Annotated in this window: 28 protein-coding genes; 25 read left to right on the plus strand and 3 right to left on the minus strand. The window is 46.2% G+C overall.

Going from position 1 to position 22,090, the window contains the following annotated elements:
• Nucleotides 1-2: 2 nt before the first annotated feature.
• The 5 genes from A8709_RS26210 to A8709_RS26230 all read left to right on the plus strand — a co-directional run bounded on the left by A8709_RS26210 (nucleotide 3) and on the right by A8709_RS26230 (nucleotide 4,159).
• Complete coding sequence (locus A8709_RS26210) at nucleotides 3-545, plus strand: YqhR family membrane protein (protein ID WP_244163319.1); 543 nt, start codon at nucleotides 3-5, stop codon at nucleotides 543-545.
• A 78-nt stretch (nucleotides 546-623) separates the two neighbouring features.
• A complete protein-coding gene (gene aroQ / locus A8709_RS26215) occupies nucleotides 624-1,055 on the plus strand; it encodes a type II 3-dehydroquinate dehydratase (RefSeq protein ID WP_065856681.1) in 432 nt (143 codons plus the stop codon).
• 60 nt (nucleotides 1,056-1,115) lie between these two features.
• Nucleotides 1,116-2,189, plus strand: coding sequence for a M24 family metallopeptidase (locus tag A8709_RS26220; protein ID WP_065856683.1), 1,074 nt, complete (start codon nucleotides 1,116-1,118; stop codon nucleotides 2,187-2,189).
• Nucleotides 2,190-2,204: 15 nt separating this feature from the next.
• Nucleotides 2,205-2,768, plus strand: coding sequence for an elongation factor P (efp, locus tag A8709_RS26225; protein WP_065856685.1), 564 nt, complete (start codon nucleotides 2,205-2,207; stop codon nucleotides 2,766-2,768).
• A 134-nt stretch (nucleotides 2,769-2,902) separates the two neighbouring features.
• Complete coding sequence (locus tag A8709_RS26230) at nucleotides 2,903-4,159, plus strand: aspartate kinase (RefSeq protein WP_065856687.1); 1,257 nt, start codon at nucleotides 2,903-2,905, stop codon at nucleotides 4,157-4,159.
• Between the two features lie 9 nt (nucleotides 4,160-4,168).
• On the opposite strand, the gene A8709_RS26235 is transcribed toward A8709_RS26230, so the two are convergent.
• The 3 genes from A8709_RS26235 to comA all read right to left on the minus strand — a co-directional run bounded on the left by A8709_RS26235 (nucleotide 4,169) and on the right by comA (nucleotide 6,239).
• On the minus strand, nucleotides 4,169-4,636 hold the full coding sequence (locus A8709_RS26235; RefSeq protein WP_065856689.1) for a DUF441 domain-containing protein: 468 nt from the start codon (nucleotides 4,634-4,636) through the stop codon (nucleotides 4,169-4,171).
• Nucleotides 4,637-4,712: 76 nt separating this feature from the next.
• Nucleotides 4,713-5,432, minus strand: coding sequence for a 2-phosphosulfolactate phosphatase (locus A8709_RS26240; protein WP_065856691.1), 720 nt, complete (start codon nucleotides 5,430-5,432; stop codon nucleotides 4,713-4,715).
• 3 nt (nucleotides 5,433-5,435) lie between these two features.
• Complete coding sequence (comA, locus tag A8709_RS26245; RefSeq protein WP_065856693.1) at nucleotides 5,436-6,239, minus strand: phosphosulfolactate synthase; 804 nt, start codon at nucleotides 6,237-6,239, stop codon at nucleotides 5,436-5,438.
• A gap of 342 nt (nucleotides 6,240-6,581) precedes the next feature.
• On the opposite strand from comA, the gene A8709_RS26250 reads away from it, so the two are divergent.
• The 20 genes from A8709_RS26250 (at nucleotide 6,582) to dxs (ending at nucleotide 22,089) form a co-directional block, all read left to right on the plus strand.
• Nucleotides 6,582-6,845, plus strand: a complete 264-nt coding sequence (locus tag A8709_RS26250; RefSeq protein WP_065856695.1) for a YqhV family protein — start codon at nucleotides 6,582-6,584, stop codon at nucleotides 6,843-6,845.
• 72 nt (nucleotides 6,846-6,917) lie between these two features.
• Nucleotides 6,918-7,904: a stage III sporulation protein AA gene (spoIIIAA, locus tag A8709_RS26255; protein ID WP_065856697.1), complete on the plus strand. Its 987-nt coding sequence runs from the start codon at nucleotides 6,918-6,920 to the stop codon at nucleotides 7,902-7,904.
• The gene (gene spoIIIAB, locus A8709_RS26260; protein WP_341833441.1) at nucleotides 7,901-8,425 is read left to right on the plus strand and encodes a stage III sporulation protein SpoIIIAB; all 525 of its coding nucleotides are present in this window, start codon (nucleotides 7,901-7,903) and stop codon (nucleotides 8,423-8,425) included. Before spoIIIAA ends, spoIIIAB begins: the two co-directional genes overlap by 4 nt.
• Nucleotides 8,426-8,501: 76 nt before the next feature.
• Complete coding sequence (gene spoIIIAC / locus A8709_RS26265; RefSeq protein ID WP_056614718.1) at nucleotides 8,502-8,705, plus strand: stage III sporulation protein AC; 204 nt, start codon at nucleotides 8,502-8,504, stop codon at nucleotides 8,703-8,705.
• A gap of 10 nt (nucleotides 8,706-8,715) precedes the next feature.
• Nucleotides 8,716-9,105: a stage III sporulation protein AD gene (gene spoIIIAD / locus A8709_RS26270; protein WP_065856701.1), complete on the plus strand. Its 390-nt coding sequence runs from the start codon at nucleotides 8,716-8,718 to the stop codon at nucleotides 9,103-9,105.
• A gap of 25 nt (nucleotides 9,106-9,130) precedes the next feature.
• Complete coding sequence (gene spoIIIAE, locus A8709_RS26275; RefSeq protein WP_065856703.1) at nucleotides 9,131-10,330, plus strand: stage III sporulation protein AE; 1,200 nt, start codon at nucleotides 9,131-9,133, stop codon at nucleotides 10,328-10,330.
• 13 nt (nucleotides 10,331-10,343) lie between these two features.
• Nucleotides 10,344-11,075, plus strand: a complete 732-nt coding sequence (gene spoIIIAF, locus A8709_RS26280) for a stage III sporulation protein AF (RefSeq protein WP_065856705.1) — start codon at nucleotides 10,344-10,346, stop codon at nucleotides 11,073-11,075.
• A 16-nt stretch (nucleotides 11,076-11,091) separates the two neighbouring features.
• Nucleotides 11,092-11,730, plus strand: coding sequence for a stage III sporulation protein AG (gene spoIIIAG, locus A8709_RS26285; protein WP_065856708.1), 639 nt, complete (start codon nucleotides 11,092-11,094; stop codon nucleotides 11,728-11,730).
• Between the two features lie 40 nt (nucleotides 11,731-11,770).
• A complete protein-coding gene (locus tag A8709_RS26290; protein ID WP_065856710.1) occupies nucleotides 11,771-12,514 on the plus strand; it encodes a SpoIIIAH-like family protein in 744 nt (247 codons plus the stop codon).
• A gap of 156 nt (nucleotides 12,515-12,670) precedes the next feature.
• Complete coding sequence (accB, locus tag A8709_RS26295; RefSeq protein ID WP_065856711.1) at nucleotides 12,671-13,162, plus strand: acetyl-CoA carboxylase biotin carboxyl carrier protein; 492 nt, start codon at nucleotides 12,671-12,673, stop codon at nucleotides 13,160-13,162.
• 66 nt (nucleotides 13,163-13,228) lie between these two features.
• Nucleotides 13,229-14,587 carry an acetyl-CoA carboxylase biotin carboxylase subunit gene (gene accC / locus A8709_RS26300; RefSeq protein ID WP_065856713.1) on the plus strand — a complete coding sequence of 453 codons (1,359 nt, stop codon included), beginning with the start codon at nucleotides 13,229-13,231 and terminating at the stop codon, nucleotides 14,585-14,587.
• Between the two features lie 193 nt (nucleotides 14,588-14,780).
• The gene (locus A8709_RS26305) at nucleotides 14,781-15,194 is read left to right on the plus strand and encodes an Asp23/Gls24 family envelope stress response protein (RefSeq protein WP_065856715.1); all 414 of its coding nucleotides are present in this window, start codon (nucleotides 14,781-14,783) and stop codon (nucleotides 15,192-15,194) included.
• An 86-nt stretch (nucleotides 15,195-15,280) separates the two neighbouring features.
• Nucleotides 15,281-15,841 (plus strand): alkaline shock response membrane anchor protein AmaP, encoded by a 561-nt coding sequence (gene amaP / locus A8709_RS26310; RefSeq protein WP_065856717.1) that lies wholly within the window; start codon nucleotides 15,281-15,283, stop codon nucleotides 15,839-15,841.
• Between the two features lie 14 nt (nucleotides 15,842-15,855).
• The gene (locus tag A8709_RS26315; RefSeq protein WP_065856719.1) at nucleotides 15,856-16,083 is read left to right on the plus strand and encodes a DUF2273 domain-containing protein; all 228 of its coding nucleotides are present in this window, start codon (nucleotides 15,856-15,858) and stop codon (nucleotides 16,081-16,083) included.
• An 86-nt stretch (nucleotides 16,084-16,169) separates the two neighbouring features.
• On the plus strand, nucleotides 16,170-16,631 hold the full coding sequence (nusB, locus tag A8709_RS26320; RefSeq protein ID WP_065856721.1) for a transcription antitermination factor NusB: 462 nt from the start codon (nucleotides 16,170-16,172) through the stop codon (nucleotides 16,629-16,631).
• Between the two features lie 57 nt (nucleotides 16,632-16,688).
• Nucleotides 16,689-17,555 carry a bifunctional methylenetetrahydrofolate dehydrogenase/methenyltetrahydrofolate cyclohydrolase FolD gene (folD, locus tag A8709_RS26325; protein ID WP_065856723.1) on the plus strand — a complete coding sequence of 289 codons (867 nt, stop codon included), beginning with the start codon at nucleotides 16,689-16,691 and terminating at the stop codon, nucleotides 17,553-17,555.
• A gap of 8 nt (nucleotides 17,556-17,563) precedes the next feature.
• A complete protein-coding gene (gene xseA, locus A8709_RS26330; protein ID WP_065856725.1) occupies nucleotides 17,564-18,934 on the plus strand; it encodes an exodeoxyribonuclease VII large subunit in 1,371 nt (456 codons plus the stop codon).
• Nucleotides 18,921-19,172, plus strand: coding sequence for an exodeoxyribonuclease VII small subunit (gene xseB, locus A8709_RS26335; RefSeq protein ID WP_065856727.1), 252 nt, complete (start codon nucleotides 18,921-18,923; stop codon nucleotides 19,170-19,172). The genes xseA and xseB overlap by 14 nt, the downstream gene beginning before the upstream one ends.
• Nucleotides 19,173-19,224: 52 nt before the next feature.
• Nucleotides 19,225-20,082 (plus strand): polyprenyl synthetase family protein, encoded by an 858-nt coding sequence (locus A8709_RS26340; protein WP_065857396.1) that lies wholly within the window; start codon nucleotides 19,225-19,227, stop codon nucleotides 20,080-20,082.
• A 120-nt stretch (nucleotides 20,083-20,202) separates the two neighbouring features.
• The gene (gene dxs, locus A8709_RS26345) at nucleotides 20,203-22,089 is read left to right on the plus strand and encodes a 1-deoxy-D-xylulose-5-phosphate synthase (protein WP_065856729.1); all 1,887 of its coding nucleotides are present in this window, start codon (nucleotides 20,203-20,205) and stop codon (nucleotides 22,087-22,089) included.
• Nucleotide 22,090 lies beyond the last annotated feature (1 nt).

The following is a 22,090-nucleotide window of genomic DNA, read 5'->3' on the forward strand; positions in this document are numbered from 1 at the left end:
CTATGATTGCCAATGAAAAGACAAGCTTTACGGTAGAGAAAGGAAGAGATCGGATGACAAGTGCGCATACCGCGGAGAAAAAAGTGACTAATCGCTGGGTTTTTGTGCTATATATCGGATTTTTTGCTGGCTTGATCTGGGGGGCCATCAAAATTATTGAAAATTATTTTAAGTTCACCACAATCGGGATCGGGTTTATGGCAGAGCCATTTTTCAAGCATGACTTCTTTAATACATGGCTAGGGTTATTTACGGGGTGGGCTTGCTTTACCATCTTCTCCATATTCGCGTCATGCCTTTACATGTTTACCATGTGGAAGCTAAGAAGTCCTATGTGGGGCTTAGGATACGGCGCGTTCTGGTGGGCAATTCTGTATTTACTTGTCGGGCCTATGACAGGTATGTTTTATTGGATCAATCAGCTGGAGCTCAACACCATTATAAGTGATTTTTGTTTATTTCTCGTATGGGGAATGTTCGTGGGGTATTCCATAGCTATCGAATATACCAATGTAAGAACGATTCAGGCTATACCCAAGTCATGAAAGTTATGGTAAAATATCAGAGGTTAATTAGCTATAATCAGCTATGGCCAATGATCGTTGTTTCGGGAGGATGTCCAATTGAAAAGGGTTCTGGTTTTGAATGGTCCGAATTTGAATATGCTCGGCGTGCGTGAACCTGGTGTGTATGGAACAGTGACACTCTCTACTATTCTTGAGGGTTTACAAGAGCTTGGAGCGGAATTATCGATCGAGCTGGAAAGCTTCCAATCGAACCACGAAGGCGAGATTATTGATAAAATTCACGAAGCCTATGGGACAAAGGACGGCATTCTTATTAATCCCGGCGCTTTTACCCATTACAGCTATGCCATTCGCGATGCGCTATCCACGGTTCAATTACCAACGGTAGAGGTTCATATTTCGAATATTCATAAACGTGAGGAATTTCGTCATCATTCGGTCATCGCGCCTGTCGTAATTGGTCAAATTTGTGGATTTGGCGCGGATGGCTATGCGCTTGGTTTACGAGCTTTACTACCCCATCTGTAAGCAAATACTTACGAAGATCGTTTTGCTAAAGCATAACTTTAAGAAGGAATGGTGATTTGGATGCAGGAGAAACGTATTGAACGTCTTCGCGTGGCTATGCAACAGCAGAATTTACCGGCACTACTCATCACGAACGCATATAACCGTACATATGTATCTGGGTTTACTGGTTCTTCTGGCTATGTGCTAATTACGCTAGATCGTGCCATTTTATTAACGGACTTCCGTTATATGACGCAAGCGCCGCAGCAAGCTAAGTTATTTGAAGTGGTTGAGCATAAAGCGAAGGCGATTGAAACCGTAAGCGAGCTATTGCAGGCGCAGGGTATTACGAAGCTTGGATTCGAACAAAGCGACGTCTCCTATGGTGACTTCTTGAGCTATCAACAAGGTCTGCCTGGCATCGAATTCGTGCCAACCTCACGAGTTGTTGAATTGATTCGTATGGTGAAGGATGAGGCGGAATTACAAGTTATGCAGGAAGCGGCTGATTTGGCTGATCAAACTTTCTCGCATATTCTTAATTTCATCAAGCCTGGTGTCAAAGAAAAGGACATCGCACTTGAAATCGAGGTGTTCATTCGCAAGAATGGCGGTACTTCGACTTCATTCGAAACGATTGTTGCTTCCGGTGAACGTTCCGCTTTACCTCACGGTAAAGCCAGTGACCGTGTTCTCCAATTAAACGAATTTGTCAAATTGGATTTCGGAGCGTATTATAATGGTTATTGCTCAGATATCACCAGAACGGTTATGCTAGGTAAGCCAACAGACAAGCATCGCGAAATTTATGATATTGTCTTGGAAGCACAGTTGAACTGTTTGGCTAACCTCAAGCCTGGGATTACGGGCAGAGAAGGCGATGCATTCACGCGAGATATTATCGTGAAGTATGGCTATGGCGATTATTTCGGTCACGGTACCGGACATGGGTTAGGGATGGAAGTTCACGAATCTCCACGCTTGTCCAAAACCGAAGATATGATTTTAACTCCTGGTATGGTTGTTACCGTTGAGCCTGGTATTTATCTCCCTGATTTTGGCGGAGTTCGAATTGAGGATGACGTAGTAATTACTGAGACCGGCATTAAAATACTTACACATTCTACCAAAGATTTTCTTATTATTGACTAGCGGAGGGATTCACAAGTGATATCAGTTAACGATTTTAAAACAGGTCTTACGATTGAAGTTGAGCATGATATTTTCACAGTTCTAGATTTCCAACACGTTAAACCAGGTAAAGGTGCTGCATTCGTGCGCTCCAAGCTGAAGAACCTGCGCAACGGTAATACCGTTGAGCGTACATTCCGCGCTGGTGAGAACGTAGGACGTGCTCACATCGAAAACCGCGAAATGCAATACCTGTATGCTGCTGGTGACGAGTACACGTTCATGGATACAGAGACTTTCGATCAGATCTCTCTTTCCCACGAACAATTGAAATGGGAATTGAACTTCCTGAAAGAAAACATGAACATCAAGATCATGAGCTATCAAGGTGAAATTCTTGGGATTAACCTTCCGAAGAGCGTTGAGTTGAAAGTTGTCGAAACAGAGCCAAGCGTTAAGGGCAACACATCACAAGGCGCTTTGAAAAATGCGAAAGTGGAAACAGGACTTAATGTGATGGTGCCGCTTTTCATCAACGAAGGCGATATTCTTTCCATTGATTCAGATGATGGTAAATACCTTTCACGCGCGAGCAACTAAACAGTTAAGCCTTTCTGACTCCTTGGGTCGGAAAGGCTTTTTTCGTTTTATACGGATTTCTTACCACAGCACGCGGTTTATATGCTATAATATTGAATTGTTATGCACTAGTATGCGTTAGGAGTGGGTCAGCTTTGTCTCTTATAGTGATGAAATTTGGCGGTAGCTCTGTCGGTGATGCGGAGCGAATGAAGCGAGTTGCAAAAAGAATCGTAGAGCGTAAACAGGCTGGACACAGCTGTGTTGTTGTCGTGTCTGCGATGGGTGATACAACGGATGATTTAATCGACTTGTCCAAACAAATTTACGATGGAGCCCCACCGGCTCGTGAAATGGATATGTTGTTAACGACGGGTGAGCAAGTTTCCGTTGCCCTTTTATCGATGGCCATACATAATCTAGGTGAACAAGCGGTTTCGTACACCGGATGGCAGAGTGGCATTTTTACAGAGCCTGTACATGGTAAAGCTAGAATTACTGATATTCAGCCTCACCGCGTATTGCATGCAATTGAGCAAGGGAATGTAGTGATCGTTGCTGGTTTCCAAGGTATGACGGAAGCTGGTGAGATTACGACATTAGGCCGCGGTGGATCCGATACAACAGCTGTTGCGCTTGCAGCAGCGATTAAAGCGGATCTCTGTGAAATTTATACCGATGTCGATGGCATTTATTCCACCGACCCACGTATTGTGAAAGTAGCAAGAAAGCTTGCTGAGATTTCCTATGATGAAATGCTTGAGCTTGCGAATCTTGGAGCAGCTGTACTTCATCCAAGAGCGGTTGAGTACGCCAAAAACTACAATGTGACCTTAGTGGTCCGTTCAAGCTTTAATTATAATGAAGGCACCAACGTGAAGGAGGAAGCAGTGATGGAGCAAGGAATCGTCGTTCGTGGCATCGCTTATGACAAAAATGTGGCAAGAATTAGTATTCTGGGTGTTCCTGAGAAGCCAGGTCAACTAGCGAAGGTATTCCTCGCACTGGCTGAAGTGCAAATCGACGTTGATATTATCGTGCAAAGCGGTGTCATCAATGGATCTGCTGATTTCTCTTTCACGACAACGTTAGCGGATCGTGAGAAAGCACTCGATGTGATTGAACAAATTCGTGGCGAAGTTGGCTTCCGTGAAGTGACTTCCGAAGTGAATCTTGTGAAAGTATCCATCGTAGGCGCGGGCATGGTTAGCTCACCAGGTGTTGCAGCGACCATGTTCAAAGTCATTTCGGATCTTGGCATCACAATCTCCTTGGTAAGCACATCCGAAATCAAAATGTCCTGTGTCATTGACAATACGAACCTGACTGACGTAATCCGTGCTTTACACACAGCATACGGCTTGGACACAGCCGATCAAGTTTTTGTTGGCGGCCCAGAAGATCGCAGATAAGCAACCTGCTTAATGGTGGATTTTGTCCGCAATGAAGTAGGCCAGCTTTAATAAAAAAGCGGTAATGCCGGCGGCCATTAAAGGCCCAACAGGGATACCGCGCATAAACAAAATACCAAATATAGAACCAATGACAAGACCCACAATTAATTGTGGGTCTACTTTTAGTAACTCCAAACCTTTTCCGTTCATATAGGTAGCAATGGCTCCGCCTAGTAATGCGATGATGCCAGGCCAAGTCGTAAAGACAGAGAGAATGTCTTTCATGGTGATACGATCACTGGCAAAAGGAATCAATACACCAATTGTAAGGAAGAGCAAGCCTAACTCCAGTCCTCTTCGCTCCAACGTAGGGAAATAGCGATCTAGACCGATTAGTTTAATGGCAAGTAACAGACAAGCCGCCGTCGTAATAATTGGAGAACGGCCTACAAGTCCAATAATGATAAGAATTACTAAGAGCATATCCCCATTCATTTTCATAACCCCTCGTCCTCAGCGTCGTCCATCTAAGTTTATGAGAAGGGCTTGTATTTAGAACGGAACGAAGGAGCTAGCGTTGAAATGGCACCATTTGATCGACTTCCAACACCGGAACACAATGAGAGATATTGATTTGTGAACAAAGTTCGACGTCCGCGAGGAAGCCGGATTTTTTCATTTTTTTACCATTACTGCAAGCTAGAATGGTTTCAAATAAGTGATCCTTGGCGTCTAGATAACAGCCGCGCATAGCTAACCCGAAGTCATTCGTCATCATTTGGCTCTCGCCAAGTTGAATGGCGATTTCCTCGAGAATGAGGCCGGCGCAGAGGCCGTCCTCCAACGAGAAGACATCCTGTGTACCCGCGCATAGAATCACTGTGTCTCGTTTAAGGTCGATGGCAGCCGCAGCTGCGGCTCGGCCGTTCATAAGGGCTCCAGCAAGCACGGAGTCTGCTTTGATCGCTTTTTGAATCCCTCTAGTCCCATTTGTGGTCGTGAGAATGATACGTTTTCCTTGCAGCGCTGCACTTGTATACTCAAGTGGTGAATTGCCAAAATCAAAGCCAGGTATTTTCTTGCAAAAGCGTTCTCCCCCGAGCAAATCGCCTTCACGAGCTAATTCCTTCGCTTTGTTTACTGTATCAACAGGGACGACGCCCTTGCTGCCGTTCATCAGTGCTGTAATGATTGTGCTTGTCGCACGTAAAACATCAACGACGATGACGGTTTTATGAAGAAACTCGTCACTCCTAGCTTCGCCGATGTTGGCGATCACTTCGATATGCATGTGCTAATCCTTTCTCGAACCTAAGACCAACGTGTCAGAACGAAGTCCTCTCCGCAATGCTTCTAATGCGATTATTTCATCTGGTGAAATATTGCCCAAATGAATATCAGGCCCCAGCGTGGTTATTAAATGAACCTGCTGACTTTTCAAAGGGGCCTCCCACAACAATTGATCGCCGCGGATGGCTGCGAGGACACTTTGCAGTTCATCATCTTTGCATTTCCCATTTCCATCGAAAATTCCAACACCCATCCCTGACTCGCGAGCCTCTATGGTGACGAGTGATGCACCTAATTCGGAATCAATCAACACGGTTTCTATTAATTCGGCTAATTCAATCGAAGATCCCCAACCCTTTTTACCATACTCGGTTACAACTTCTAATCCTTCATCCAGCCCTCTGGAGATCAGCTCATTCCGCAGCCGGCGATCCATTTGAATGGTACCGTCAGAAATTTCTACACCGTTAAATCCTAGCGCAATTATCATGTCAAAAAAAGAATCGATGGCTTGTTGGCGCACAGCCACTTCTAGAAATGTTCCGCCTGGATAAATGAGAATGTCATTCTCTTTGGCCAGGCTTATTTTATTTCGCAACACATCTTGGGGATAGAGCGGTGATGTACCAAAACCAAGCTTGATCATATCGACATGGCTGCTTGAGGTGTGGAGTAAATCGTGGAAGGCAAGCATGCCGAGTCCTTTATCCATCACCATCGTTTTACCCAATGTTCTCGGTTTCATTTGCCGCGTGCCTGTAGGGTCGGCTAGAACGGGGTTCCATTTTAATTGAGAGGTTACTTCCATCGGTATTTCTCCTCACTGTCCTTCGAAGGATCAATTATGAGAACAGCATATGCATAACCGCAAATGGTGGTGCCCAGTATGCCTAAAATGAGACGAGCTTGCATAAGGTAGTGTAAAAAAGAGTGTGCTGCCGTTGAACTACTCCTAAGTTACATTCGAGTGCTCCGCAATGTTATAAGACTTCCAGGACTCCATTGTAAAACTGTTACTTTCCTTGCAAGAGTCATCAGTTGGATCAGTTTTACAAAAGTCGCTCTTCCAGTTCTTATAGCATTGCTACGCAAGGTAACTTGGAAATTGTTCAAAAGAGCAATTACTTTTTGAAGGGAGGTAATAGAAAGAATGAACAAAATCGTACTTACGATGGCTTCGCTGCGAATGATGTCTGGGAGTCTCGAGATTATTGCTGCCATTATTATGCTGCGATTGGCGACCGTTGAGAAAGCGCTGCTAGTCAATTCGGCACTTGCGCTAGTAGGCCCTCTAGTACTATTAACTACCACTACTATTGGTTTAGTAGGCATAGCGGAGAAACTATCATATGGCAAGATGCTGTGGATCATTGCAGGGGTTAGTTGTCTGTTTATTGGGATTATTAAAAAGTAATCGGTCATATTTCTTTCTAGTAAGCATAGAAATGAATATAGAAGACTGGACAACTTGGAGGGCTGTCTCCCCATGCTAGCGAGTATAACGCACCTGTTGCCTCAGAACATCCGATTGATGCTTAGCGAGCTTCCGCCAAACGTACAAGCACTAGTGGAAGAGATTAGGGTGAGAGAGTCACGCCCCCTTGAAATCAGCTGGGCAGACCGCTATGCCTTCATTAGTGAACGCGGGCAAATGATCACCGAAGAAACCTTGGCTTACAAGCCCACTCGTCAAGATTGTTCAATACTGCTCGAAATTCTCACGAATCATTCCCTGTATACGTACGAGGAAGAACTTCGAAGAGGGTATATCACCGTATCTGGCGGTCATCGTGTGGGACTGGCTGGTCGCACCATCCTTGATCAAGGACATGTGAAGCAAATTCGTGACGTAAGTTCCTTTAACATTCGGATCGCGCGCGAAATGCAAGGCGTCGGACAGGATATTCTGCCGTATTTAGTGGATCCACTCCTGGGAAATATTCATCATACGCTTATTATTTCCCCGCCTCAGCAGGGAAAGACTACGCTCGTTCGCGATTTGGCTAGACTCATCAGCCGAGGGGAATGGGGGCATGGCCATGGTTCACTGTCAGGAAAGAAGGTCGGGATCGTGGATGAACGATCCGAGTTAGCTGCCTCTGTGAAAGGTGTCCCGCGATTTGACTTAGGGCCGCGGACAGATGTGCTTGATGGATGTCCAAAAGCGGAAGGCATGATGATGATGATCCGTTCTCTTTCTCCAGAGGTTCTCGTCGTTGACGAGATCGGCCGAGAAGAAGATGCAGACGCGATTCACGAGGCTGTACACACGGGGATTCGGGTGCTTGCGACGGCCCATGGCATGAATTACGAAGATGTACGAAGAAGGCCGGTTCTCAAGCAGTTGATGGAAGATGGGGTATTCATGAAATATGTCGTCTTGCAGCGAAGAAAAGGGGCTCATGCTTCCTTTCGCATCTTAGATCATGAGGGAAAGAACATGGCATTGTATGACGAACGCAAAGGACGATGATCATGCTGAAATTTGTTGGAGGAGTTCTGATTTTTGGTGCAGCTTCGATGTACGGTTTCCTTCAGGCAGCTCACTACGTTAGGCGTCCTAAGCAAATTCGCGGACTCATCAATGCACTGGGACGAATGGAGACTGAAATTGCTTACGCGCTAACGCCTCTGCCTGAAGCGTTCGCTTCCCTAAGTAAGCAAGTTGCGGACCCACTGTCTTCTTTATTCCGTTTGATGTCAGAACGACTGCTGAGCAGTCATGGTGAATCGACCAGAGATCTTTGGCAGATGACCGTCAAAGAAGTGTGGGGCCGAACATCCATGCGGCAGTCTGAGCAAGAGGTGATCCTGCAATTGGGTCCTATTCTGGGGCTTTCGGATCAAAGTGATCAAATTAAACACTTGCGTCTTGCGAGCTCGCAGCTTCAATCGGAAGAGAAAGACGCGAGAGACGAGCAGCTGCGCTACGAGAAAATGTGGAAAAGCCTTGGTGTTCTCATTGGTGCTTTACTCGTGATTTTAATTTATTAGTATTTTTTGGATAAACGCACTCGTCCTCAGAGGACGGCGTAGCTGTTTATTTTGTGGGCAGAGTGAGGTGCCAAGAATGAACGTAGATGTGAATGCCATTTTCCAAATTGCCGGCATCGGAATCATTATCGCCATGATACATTCGGTCCTGAAGCAGATGGGAAAAGAGGATATGGCACACTGGGTCACGGTCATCGGATTCGTGGTCGTGCTCTTTATGGTCGTCAGTATGCTGGATAATTTGTTTAAAGAAATTAAAACTATTTTCCTATTCCAATGAGGTGGTCCTGATGGAAATCATCCAGATCGTAGGACTAGGGCTCATCGTAACGATACTGTCGCTGATCATCAAGGAACAAAAGCCAATGTTCGCATTTCTGTTAGCCGCTTTTACCGGGATCGTGATCTTTCTATTCCTAATAGGCAAAATTTCATCGGTCATCCAAGTCATCGAGGATTTAGCGGTAAAGTCGAACGTGAACATCGTTTTTCTCAAAACGATCCTGAAAATCATAGGCGTGGCTTACATCGCCGAGTTTGGCGCACAGATTGTGCGGGATGCAGGCCAAGATTCAATCGCCTCCAAAATCGAGCTTTCAGGAAAAGTACTTATCATGGTGATGGCCATTCCGATCATTACCGTCATCATAGAAACCGTAGTTAAACTACTCCCTGCGTAGCAGATTCACCTAAGGAGTGACAAGCATGCATCTACTCTATTCGCACCAGAAGCTGAACAACCGGTGGATCTTATTATTCGTTCTTACGATGGGCTTATGGCTCGGCTTATCGGGCTCCTTAACAGCAGAATCGCCTACAGACACCATTATCAAAGAACAGGCAAGCCATTTGAATACAGAGCCGGTCGAACAATATTGGGATAAGCTAATGAAGGATTATGGGGGATATTTTCCAGAAAGTAAGCCGCCGTCCTTCATGGAACTTCTCCTAGGTACAAAGGGCATTAGCATGAAAAGCATTTTCAAAGGTCTACTGAGTTATGTCTTTCACGAAATCATCATCAATGGCAAATTGCTAGCTTCCATTGTCATTCTGACGGTATTTAGCATGATTCTGGAGACGCTGCAGAGCTCATTTGAGCGTAACACGGTAAGCAAACTTGGCTATACGATCACCTATATGGTGCTCATCATCATTGCGATCAATAGTTTTAGTGTCGCCATTGGGTATGCCAAAACAGCGATATCCTCCATGATCCAATTCATGATCGCCATCATGCCATTATTGCTTACGTTGCTTGCTTCCATGGGCAATGTCACCTCGGTGGCTATCCTGCATCCGTTGATCGTGTTCATGATTCACTCGGTAGGAACAGCCATTTATGTGTTCGTCTTCCCGCTCTTGTTTTTCTCGGCTGTTCTGCACATCGTTAGCTCACTTAGCGATAAATTCAAAGTCACACAATTAGCTAATCTCCTTAGAACAGTGAGTTTAAGCATGCTAGGCGTATTCGTAACCGTCTTTCTTGGTGTCATTTCCATTCAAGGAAGCGCAGGCGCGGTAAGAGATGGGGTTGCAATTCGTACCGCTAAGTACATAACCGGGAATTTCGTACCCGTTGTTGGGCGATTGTTCTCGGACGCGACAGAAACCGTGATTGGGGCATCCTTACTTGTTAAAAATGCCATAGGCCTTGTCGGTGTTGTGATTCTCGTCATGTTGTGCGCCTTTCCTGCGATTAAGATTTTGACGCTAGCATTCATTTATAACCTTTCGGCGGCGTTGATGCAGCCCCTAGGCGATAGTCCTATCATTGCTTGCCTGCAGACCATTGGTAAAAGCCTCATCTATGTATTCGCTGCCTTAGCAGCCGTGAGTTTAATGTTTTTTCTCGCCCTAACGATCATGATCACCATGAGTAATGTCTCCGTCATGATGAGGTGAAAGGAGCCCAGCGATGGATTGGTTAGCAGGATGGCTGAAAACCGTCATTATGGTCATTATGCTCGCGACGTTTGTTGATCTTCTTCTCCCAAGTAATACGATGCAGCGGTATGTGAAGACGGTTTTGAGTCTTTTTATCTTACTGACACTGCTTACGCCTGTACTTCAGCTGTTCCAAAAGAACTGGAACATGGATCAGCTGCTTACACAAGCGGAAAAGTCGCAAAATGAGAAATCGATGCTAGCTAGCAGTATAGGAAGCTCATCGCAAATGAAGTCTTTAGATGCCATTAAGAGGGATGCCCAGAAGATACAAGATGCCGATACCAAGAAGACGCAGCAATTAGTTCAAACGCAATTGGCTGGTCTCATCAAAGAAGACATGCAGAAGCAAACCGAATGGCCAATCAAAGAGGTATTCGTTCAAGTGCAACTGGACAATAACGGGAAACCCACTATCACGCATGTGAAGGTCTCCCTTGATGATATAGAAGCCAAGCAACAACCAGCACCATCGACCAAAAGTATCGCAGTGATGGAGCCTGTAAAACCCGTGGAACCAATCAAAATTGGTGCTGCTTCGAACGGGCAAGCTCACGAGGTAATCGCGCAGGGCGGAGCTCAAACGCCTAGTGAATCAATGCCAACCGGACAAGAACTGGATCGAATCAAACAAACTATCGTACGGAATTGGCTGGTAGATCCTGCACAAATTGAGATTGGAGTAAATGGACGCAAAGGATAGATAGCGAGGTGAATCGATGGGAACACTGCTGCAATGGATGGAGCAAAAATTCGGCGGCGGACCGGGTGGGCCAAAACGTAAAAATACGTTGCTTTGGATCATCATGGTTGGACTCTTAGGAGTTGCGCTAATGATCATAAACGCATTTATAAATGTAAAAGATCTGGATCCCATTGGTACAGGCAGAGCATCTCCCCCAGCGGCAAATGAAACCTTTGCAGGCAGTTCATCCAAAGAAAACTCAAGTTTTCATGACTATGAACAAGCCTACGGAGACCAATTGAAGAGTATCTTGCAGAAAATTGTTGGTGTCGGCGAGGTGGAAGTTCTCGTTACCATTGAATCTACGGAGGAAATGACCGTCGACAAAAACTACAACGATACTCAAAACATGACGACAGAACGCGACAATGGTGGAGCAACACGCAATATATCCCAGGTAACGCGGAGCGGTGAAGTCGTCATCTATCAAGTTTCTGGCGACCAGAAACCGCTTGTGCTCAAATACATTAAACCCAAAATTAGAGGTGTCATCGTTGTTGCAAAAGGCGCGGAGAATCTCACGGTGAAGAAAATGATTATGGAAGCCGTTGAGCGAGGAATGGATGTTCAAGCGAGTAAAATTTCTATTTTGCCGCGTAAGACAGGGGAATAATACTAAGAAATTATCCAACCATTATAAGGAGGAATAAACAATGAACGCAAAAAGACAAACAATTTGGCTCGTATCGATGCTTAGCTTAATGGTGGTGCTCTCGGCATACTATCTATTCACAGAGGATGTCAACAAACTGGATCTGGCTACAACAACTACGGCTTCACAATCGCAGGAAGTGAAAATTGATATGAGTCAAGTGGATCCAGCGACTGGAAATACTACAGATGTGAAAGCGACAACGGGCACAAACACAGGCGCAAAAACCGACACGAAAGCAACTACGCCGCAAACTTCTACAAAAACAGATACAAAAGCGACAACGACACAAGACAGCTCCAAAACGACGACAAAAGATACATCCAAAACAACGCCGGCCAAAACAGATGACCAAGTTCTAAAACAAGTGGAAGAGCAATCCAAAACAACTTCAGCAAGCGACTATTTCACGAATGAACAAGTCAAACAAAATGATTATTTCAGCAAAGCTTCCACAGATCTCATGACGATTATTTTGGATAACAAGAAAACACCAGAAGCGATTGCTAAAGCAACGAATGATTTGAATGCGTTGACGGATCTTCAAGATAAAATCGAAAATCTACAAGATATGCTCGTTCAAGATTTCCCGCAAGCGATCATCAACCAAGATGGTAACAAGTGGAAAGTTACGGTTCAAAGCGATAAATTAGAAAAAAGCCAAGGTGTTTCCATTGTGGATATGGTCGTGAAAGAGCTTGGAGCAGCGCCAGAAAACATCAAGATCCAATACGTACGTCCATAAGGAAAACAGGTAAGGAATCGCTGCTCAAAATGGTGGTGGGAAGGGTCCGGATAAACTGGACTCTTTCCATTTCGTGCATTTATGGGTATAATACATACGTTGCGGGTATGAAAACGCATTTTTCTTGGTTCACCAACGTCTAAAGGAGTGACTTGAATGTTTAAATTGAGTGAAATCAAAGAGTTAATTAAACTCGTCGATCAATCCTCTTTACAAGAGCTTGAAATTGAAAATGAAGGTGCACGCCTTTCCATTCGTAAACCGAATAAAACGGAGCCTGTTTATGTATCTGCTCCAGTACAACACTCATATGCTCCAATTGCTCAAGCGAGCTACGCCAACACGGCACCTGCTGCGCTCGAAGCCCCAGTAAATGCTAATGGACAAGCTAAGCAAGAGGACTCGTCTTTACATAAGATCGTATCACCGATGGTAGGCACTTTCTATCAGTCAGCTTCCCCTGGCTCAGCTCCATTCGTGAGCGTGGGATCCAAGGTAACGGATAAGACTGTTGTTTGTATTGTTGAAGCGATGAAATTGATGAACGAAATCGAAGCTGAAGTGAAAGGCGAAATCGTAGAGATTCTCGTTGAGAACGGACAGCTTGTTGAGTACGGACAACCATTATTTTTAGTTAGACCGGAGTAATTGTGTCTGCAAGCTTGTGCTGACAGCACAAGCTTTTCTCACGAACAGCTCTTAGGAGGGCAAATCATGAAATTTCAAAAAATATTAATTGCAAACCGTGGCGAAATCGCTGTTCGTATTATTCGAGCATGCCGCGAGCTTGGTATCTATACGGTTGCTGTTTATTCAGAAGCAGATCGTGAGGCTTTGCACGTTCGACTTGCTGATGAAGCCTATTGTATCGGACCCACAGCTTCCAAAGATAGCTATTTGAACTTCACGAACTTAATGAGCGTTGCTACGCTGACAGAATGTGACGCCATTCATCCAGGATATGGATTCTTGGCTGAGAATGCGGATTTCGCTGAAATTTGCGAAAGCTGCAATATTACGTTCATTGGACCTTCACCGGACGCGATCTCCCGTATGGGGGATAAAGCGGTTGCGAAGCAAACAATGAAAGAAGCCAGAGTTCCGATTATCCCAGGTTCAGATGGACTCGTGGAGGATATTGATGATGCGGTTGTCATTGCGCGTGATATCGGCTATCCGATCATTATCAAAGCGACAGCAGGCGGGGGCGGTAAGGGCATCCGGATTGCTGAGAACGAAGAAACGCTCGTTCAACAAATCACGGCTGCACAGCAAGAAGCTCAGAATGCCTTCGGTAACGCAGGTATTTACTTGGAGAAATATTTAACTGGCATGAAGCATGTTGAGATCCAAATTCTTGCTGACAAGCACGGTAACGTTGTTCATTTAGGTGAACGTGATTGTTCCGTACAGCGTCGCAGACAGAAGCTGGTTGAAGAAGCGCCTTGTCCGATTCTAACGGAAGAAACACGTACTGCGATGGGGCAAGCGGCCGTTCGTGCAGCGAAAGCCGTGAATTACTCCGGAGCGGGTACGCTTGAATTCTTGTTGGGGCCAGACGGTAATTTTTACTTTATGGAAATGAACACGCGCATCCAGGTTGAACATCCGGTAACCGAAATGATTACGGGCATCGACATCATTCAAGAAATGATTCGTGTTGCTGAAGGCAATCCGTTATCTTTCCGTCAAGAAGATGTCCGAATCAATGGTTGGGCGATTGAATGCCGTGTGAATGCGGAAGATCCGAATCGGAACTTCATGCCATCCGCAGGTCAAGTGAAATTCTACTTGCCGCCAGGTGGATTTGGTGTGCGTGTAGACAGTGCGGTATATCCTGGATATACCATTCCGCCTCACTATGATTCTATGATCGCGAAGCTGATCGTTTGGGGAAGCACACGTGAAGAAGCTATTAACCGTATGAAACGTGCTCTTAACGAGTTTGCGGTAGACGGAGTGAACACGACGATTCCTTTCCATTTGAAGCTTCTGGAACACAAGAAATTTATCAAGGGTGACCACGATATTAAATTCTTGGAAGAACATGATGTGAACGATTCCGATTCGTAGACAATCATTTGTCATATTTTTGGCAAAATGTTATACTAATAAATTAAGATGGCTTATCCCATTCATATCGAAGCCAGTTTTTGCTGGCGCAAAACTTTATTAGCTTAATTTTATAAAGCAATGTTGCTCCACACATTCAAGTTTATGCTTCAAAGCCAGTTTTGCTGGCGCAAAATTTTTAGGAGGTGCCACAATGAGCACAATCGCTCCGGATTACGTCAAGACAGACATGGGCAGCATCCAGATTGCCCCCGAGGTTATCGAAATCATTGCCGGTTTGGCAACGGTGGAAGTGCAAGGTGTAGCGGGGATGAGTGGCGGATTAGCTGGCGGCATTGCTGAATTGCTTGGACGCAAGAATTTGTCCAAAGGCGTAAAGGTAGAGGTCGGACAACGTGAAGCTGCCATTGACGTCTCCATCATTATTGAATATGGAAATCGGATTCCCGAAGTTGCCAGTGATATTCAGAACAATGTGAAGACGGCCATTGAATCGATGACAGGTTTACATGTCGTTGAAGTCAACGTCCATATTCATGATGTTCATTTTAAACAGGCGGATAAACCGGTTGACGAAGAACCAGCGACTGCCAATCGTGTGAAATAGGCGGTATAGCTGAGCTATATGGATCAATTGAAACCCCCTACAGGTTTGCAGGGGGTTTCCTTTAACTGAGGAAGGGGACAAGCGTAGTGGGTAAAATTGTGGACAGGCTCTTGCTGCTTTTCTATAGCCTGATTATTTTCGTTGCATCGATCGTTGTATTGTTCACAGCTTCCAGCTGGATCCCTCTCGATCAAGCCAGTCAAACGCTTAGTCATTTCTATTACGAGAAAAGTTACGCCTATACAGCGATCATCATCAGTTTGATTATGGCGCTGATTTCCGTGCGTTTTCTGATCGTAACGCTTCGCCGTGGTCGTTCACAGGCACCTTCGATTGACCAACGCACCGATTTCGGTGATATTCGAATTTCGATGGAGACCGTTGAGAATCTATCTCTGAAAGCTGCGGGCCGCACCAAAGGCGCTAAGGATCTGCGAGCTCGAGTGAGAGTGAATCAAGCCGGACTTGAAATCACAATTCGTACGATTGTAGATGGGGAAAGCTCGATTCCAGAGTTAACTGAAGACATGCAAGGTACAGTGAAAAGTTACATAGAAGATATTACCGGTATTCCTGTAGCTTCCGTAACCGTATTCGTAGCGAACATAGTGCAATCCGCCCCAACGTTTAAAAGCCGAGTCGAATAGAGGTGAATCCACAAATGTGGAATGAACTATGGGAGTTCCATAGGGGCAAAGTGATCGGAGTCGCAGCCGGTATTTTCTTCGGTTTCATTTATTTATTTTTTGGTTTCTGGGACATGCTCATATTTGCATTTATCGTATTTGTAGGTTTTTATGTGGGGAATAAGCTTGATCGCAAGGAACGTTTCGTGATGCTGGAAGACATTTGGCGCTATCTCACACAAAAATGGAGAATGTTTCGCTAAAATCCCTGGTGCAACCATGGATTTTTTTGTTTGGATTGGCTTCAATTTGACGTATACTAGGAGAAAGAGTTTTTAGGAGGAACAGAATGAAACGCAGAATTGCACGTGAAATTGCTGTACAAAGCTTATACCAAATCCAGATGAATGAGGCAACGCCTCAGGAAGCTGTCCAGATCGCGATTCATGAAGCTGAGCATGATAATGAAGCCCAATTGGATTTTTCGGGGGATAAGATAGATCCGGTATACATTATTGAGCTGGTTGAAGGTACGTACAAGAACAAAGTAAACATCGATGATTTGTTGGAAGAGTACCTGAAAGGCTGGGCTATGGACAGACTATCTCGTATTGATCGGGAAGTGCTGCGCCTAGGCGCTTATGAGATGCTGTATCGGGACGATGTTCCGCCTAAGGTCGTGGTGAATGAAGCAATTGATTTGGCCAAGCATTATGGCACCGAGGAGTCAGGCAAATTCGTAAATGGTGTACTTGGGAAGATGATCAAGGAAATCGATGAACTCAAAGAAAAAGTGCTACGCACACAATAATAGATAGTGATGCCATTCCATATCATGTTTTGCTTAAAAGGCTAAGGGGGAAATAACATGTCAGCACAAGTTATTAATGGGAAAGAACTCGTAAGCTCTATTCGTGAGGAAATCAAATTGGACGTTGCGACGCTTACAGCGCAAGGCAACCAACCTGGTCTTGTTGTAGTTATTGTGGGAGACGATGCTGCTTCGCAAGTATATGTAAGAAATAAAGCGAAAGCCTGTGATGACGTTGGCATCTACTCAGAGGTGCACACGCTGCCCGAACAGACAACGCAAGAAGAATTAATCGCACTCATTCATGGATTCAATTCCAATAGTCGTATCAATGGCATTCTGGTTCAATCACCACTGCCAAAACATATCAATGAAGAAGCCGTTGTTGATGAAATTGATCCTGCCAAAGATGTGGATTGTTTCCACCCGATCAATGTGGGTAATCTCATGATTGGGAAAGATGGAATGAAGCCTTGTACACCACATGGTGTTATTGAAATTCTGAAGCGGACTGGCGTTGAGATTGCAGGTAAGCACGCCGTTGTTGTTGGCAGAAGTAATATCGTTGGTAAACCAATGGCCATGTTATTGTTGCGTGAACATGCTACAGTATCTGTCGTTCATTCCCGCACACCGAATATGGAAGAAATCACGAAACAAGCCGACATTCTCGTTGTTGCTGTTGGTAAAGCTCACTTAATCAAGGCGAATCATGTTAAACCAGGCGCAGTTGTGATTGATGTTGGGATGAATCGCCCTGCAGATGGCAAATTAACGGGTGATGTTGATTTTGAAGCGGTGAAAGAAGTGGCAAGTGCGATTACGCCTGTTCCTGGCTGTGTAGGTCCTATGACAATTACAATGCTACTTCGCAATACCGTGGATGCGGCAAGCCGCGCAGCACGTGCGAATGTTAGCGTATAGACCCTCTTATGGCGAGAAATGAAACGAAGATTTTATCGGTTAAAGATTTAAATCGTTACATTAAGCTATTACTGGAAGGAGACAATCGTCTTCAGGATGTGTGGGTGCGAGGCGAGATCTCGAACTTCACACATCATTCTAGCGGCCATATGTATTTTACGTTAAAGGATGCAGACGGACGACTGAAAAGCATTATGTTTGCTTCCCATAATCAGAAGCTGGGTTTCATCCCGAAAGAGGGCACGAAAGTAATTGCTCGCGGGAATATTTCTGTTTATGAAAGAGACGGCGCTTATCAATTCTACGTAACGGCGATGCAGCCTGATGGGATTGGCAGCTTGTATCTGGCGTTCGAACAGCTGAAGAAGAAGCTTGAAGGTGAAGGTTTATTCGTGCCAGAGCGCAAGAAACCGATTCCGAAGTTTCCTCGGGCCATCGGCGTAATCACGTCCCCGACGGGTGCTGCCATTCGAGATGTCATCATCACGCTGCAGCGGCGCTTCCCGTCGATCCCGATCTACCTGTACCCTGTGCTCGTACAGGGTACACAGGCGGCGCCTTCGATCGTTAAAGCGATCGAAGCGATGAACCGGCTCGGGGAAGCCGACGTGCTCATTGTGGGCCGCGGCGGCGGCTCACTGGAAGAGCTGTGGGCCTTCAACGAGGAAATCGTTGCACGGGCTATCGCAGCCTCCGTGATCCCGATCATCTCGGCCGTCGGCCATGAGACGGATTTCACGATCGCCGACTTCGTCGCCGATCTGAGAGCGCCGACGCCTACGGCGGCGGCCGAGCTCGCGGTGCCGCATCACCTCGAGCTGAAGCAGCAGCTTTCGCAGCAGGCACAGCGCCTGCATTACGGGCTGCTACAGCAGCTGCGCCGCAAGCAGGAACGGCTCGAGCGCGCGAAGCGCTCGCCGTTCCTGACGAACCCTCGCAGGCAGCTGCTGATGCAGCCTGCGGAGCGTCTCGACCGGCTGGCGGAGCAGCTCGGTTACCGCATGCGTCAGCGCCTAACGGAGCTCGCACAGCGGAGATTGAAGCTGGAGCGGCGCTTATCCAGCTTCAATCCGACCGAGCAGGCCGTGATGGCAAGGCAGCGTTTGGACACTTCCAAACGCCAGATGCTCACGGCCATGCAGACCCTTCTGCGTACGAAGAAGCAGGAGTGGCAGTCCGGCGTCCGTCATCTGGACGCCCTCAGCCCGCTGAAGGTGATGCAGCGGGGCTACAGCCTTGCTTATGAGGAAGACGAGAAGCAACTCATCCGTTCGGTCTCCCAAGTTAAGATCGGGGATCGCTTAAAGATTCGCTTAAAGGATGGCCAAATACAATGTCAAGTTTCGGGGATGGAGGCGAACATTGATGTCAACAAGTGAAACAGAAGTTAGCTTTGAAACGGCGATTGAACAGCTAGAACGGATCGTAAGTCAGCTGGAAAGCGGCGATGTACCATTGGAGAAAGCCATTGAACTATATCAAGAAGGCGTAAGACTCTCCCACCTATGCGGCGTAAAGCTAGAGCAAGTGGAGAAGAAAATTGAGATGCTGGTTGAAGGGGAAGCTGGAGTAACAAGGAAGCCTTTCCAGCCTGTCTTGGAAGATAAGGGGAATTAGTTTGAATAACACAACATCTGACATTCATACATATATCGCTTCTCATGCCCAAATGATTGAAGACGCTTTGCGCCAGTCACTGCCTGCGAATTGGGACGTTCCTGCGTCCCTTCGTGAGTCCATGGATTATTCCCTGATGGCAGGGGGCAAACGTCTACGTCCCATTATGGTGATTGCAGCAGCTGAAGTGCTGGGTGGATCGCTGGAAGCAACGATGCCCGTCGCGATGGCCATTGAAATGGTCCACACCTACTCGTTGGTTCATGATGATCTGCCAGCGATGGATAACGACGATTACCGCAGAGGGAAATTAACGAACCATAAAGTATATGGCGAGGCGATGGCGATACTAGCTGGCGACGCGCTGCTTACCCATGCCTTCTTTAGTGTTGCCCAGGCCCACAAGAAGTTCGGAGTTCCAGCAGAGCGTGTGCTAGCGATTACGGAAGAGCTTTCTGTTCTTGCAGGCGCACGCGGGATGGTCGGCGGTCAAGCTGCAGATATGCTGGGTGAGCAAGGTCTCACGAAATTAGAGGAGCTCACTTACATTCATACGCACAAAACAAGTGATCTCATTGTCTTCTCTTTGCGAGCAGGCGGACATATTGCTGGGGCAACAGAAGCGCAGTTAGAAGCGCTAAGTGAATATGGGCATGCGTTGGGCCTAGCTTTTCAGATTCAAGATGATATTTTGGATCTGATTGGTGATGAGACGAAGCTGGGTAAGCCAGTGAATAGCGATGTGAAACAGCAGAAGGTGACATTCCCTTATTTCATCGGTATGGAAGCCTCCGAACAGAAGGTTCTAGAACTGACCAATCAAGCGAAAGAAGCACTGCTCAGATCCAGCATTCCGAACCCAGAGCGTTTGCTTCAGATTGCAGATTATTTGTTGAAAAGGGATCATTAGTCCCCCTGCGTGATGAATATCTGCCGAGTCGGAACGCAGGATTACACGTAAAACATAAAACTATGATATAATTGTGAAATCGTATCTCAGTATTTTCACATTGAAAGTGAGGAAACAAGCGTGCTGCTCGAACAAATCAATCGGCCTGCGGATTTGAAGCGGTTATCCTTGACGGAGCTTGAGGAGTTGGCTGGAGAAATCCGACAATTTCTAATTGAAAAGCTTTCTGTTACGGGTGGACATCTGGCCCCGAATTTAGGCGTGGTTGAACTCACAATTGCTTTACACACCCTGTTTCACAGCCCGTATGATAAACTGATTTTTGATGTGGGTCATCAAGCGTATGTGCACAAAATTCTAACGGGTCGCAAAGACCAGTTTGATACATTACGTAAATACAAGGGTCTCTGCGGATTCATTAAGCGCTCCGAAAGCGAGCATGACGTATGGGAAGCTGGACACAGCAGTACCTCTCTGTCTGCTGCTATGGGTATGGCGATGGCACGTGATCTCAAGGGTGAACATAATAAAGTTATTGCCATCATTGGAGATGGTGCACTTACAGGCGGCATGGCGCTGGAAGCCATGAATCATATTGGACACGAGAAGAAGAATATTACCGTCATTCTGAATGACAACGAAATGTCTATCGCGCCTAACGTAGGTGCTCTTCATAATTATTTAAGCAAAATTCGTTCCGATCGTCATTATCTGAAAGCCAAAGAAGAAGTTGAACATTTCCTGAAGAAAATTCCTGCCATCGGCGGAACGCTGGCCAAAACCGCGGAGAAGCTGAAGGATAGTCTTAAATATTTTGTACTGAACGGTGTATGGTTTGAAGAGCTTGGGTTTACATATATCGGACCTGTTGACGGCCATAATCTACAAGTTCTCATGGAAACGCTGAAACAGGCTGAGAAAGTAGCAGGTCCTGTTCTTGTGCATGTCGTCACGACCAAAGGTAAAGGGTATAAGCCAGCAGAGAATGACTCGCATACTTGGCATGGTCTTGGACCCTATAAGATGGAGTCAGGTCAGGTTCTCAAATCGTCAGGGCCGCCGATGTATACACAAGTATTTGGGGATACCCTTATTGAGCTTGCCGAGAAGGATCCTCGAGTCGTAGCTATTACTCCTGCGATGCCAGGCGGATCTGGTTTAATGAAATTTGCTCAGCAGTTCCCAGATCGGATGATCGATGTTGGTATTGCAGAGCAGCATGCGGCTACGTTGTGTGCAGGTATGGCAAGTGAAGGTCTGAAACCGGTATTTGCCGTCTACTCCACGTTCTTGCAGCGAGCCTATGATCAAGTGGTTCATGATATTTGCCGCCCTAAATTAAATGTCACTTTTGCAATCGACCGTGCTGGTTTCGTTGGTCCAGATGGCGAAACACATCAAGGGGTGTATGATATATCGTTCCTTCGTTCCATCCCGAACATGGTGTTGATGATGCCTAAGGATGAGAAAGAATTGCGCGATATGATGCAAACGGCGCTGGAATACAACGACGGCCCGATTGCTTACCGCTATCCGCGAATTAATGGAACTGGAGCCAGTACGACTGACGTTCCCAAAGCGATACCAATCGGTACCTGGGAAACCGTGTGTGACGGTGATTATGCCGCTGTCCTAGCTGTTGGACCTATGGTCCAGATTGCTGAAGAGGCTGCCTCACAGTTGGCTCAAGAAGGCATCAAGCTGCGTGTTGTGAATGCACGATTCGTGAAGCCAATGGACGAAGCTTACCTGCTTCAACTGGCGACCGAATCAATTCCGATCTTCACGATGGAAGAAGGTTCAATCCAAGGTGGATTCGGAAGTGCGGTGCTGGAATTCTACGCAGAGAAGCGAGTGTACGGCTTGCATGTACAGCCAATGGGGATTCAGGATTACTTCGTTGAGCATGGCAGTGTGCCGCAGCAGCGGGAAGAGGTTGGGCTAACCGCTCTTAACCTAGTTGCAGAAGTGAAGAAGCTAGTGCCACGGAAAGCCCAACGCGCTTAGG

It is taken from the genome of Paenibacillus pectinilyticus (genome assembly GCF_001700435.1).
Lineage (GTDB): Bacteria > Bacillota > Bacilli > Paenibacillales > NBRC-103111 > Paenibacillus_E > Paenibacillus_E pectinilyticus.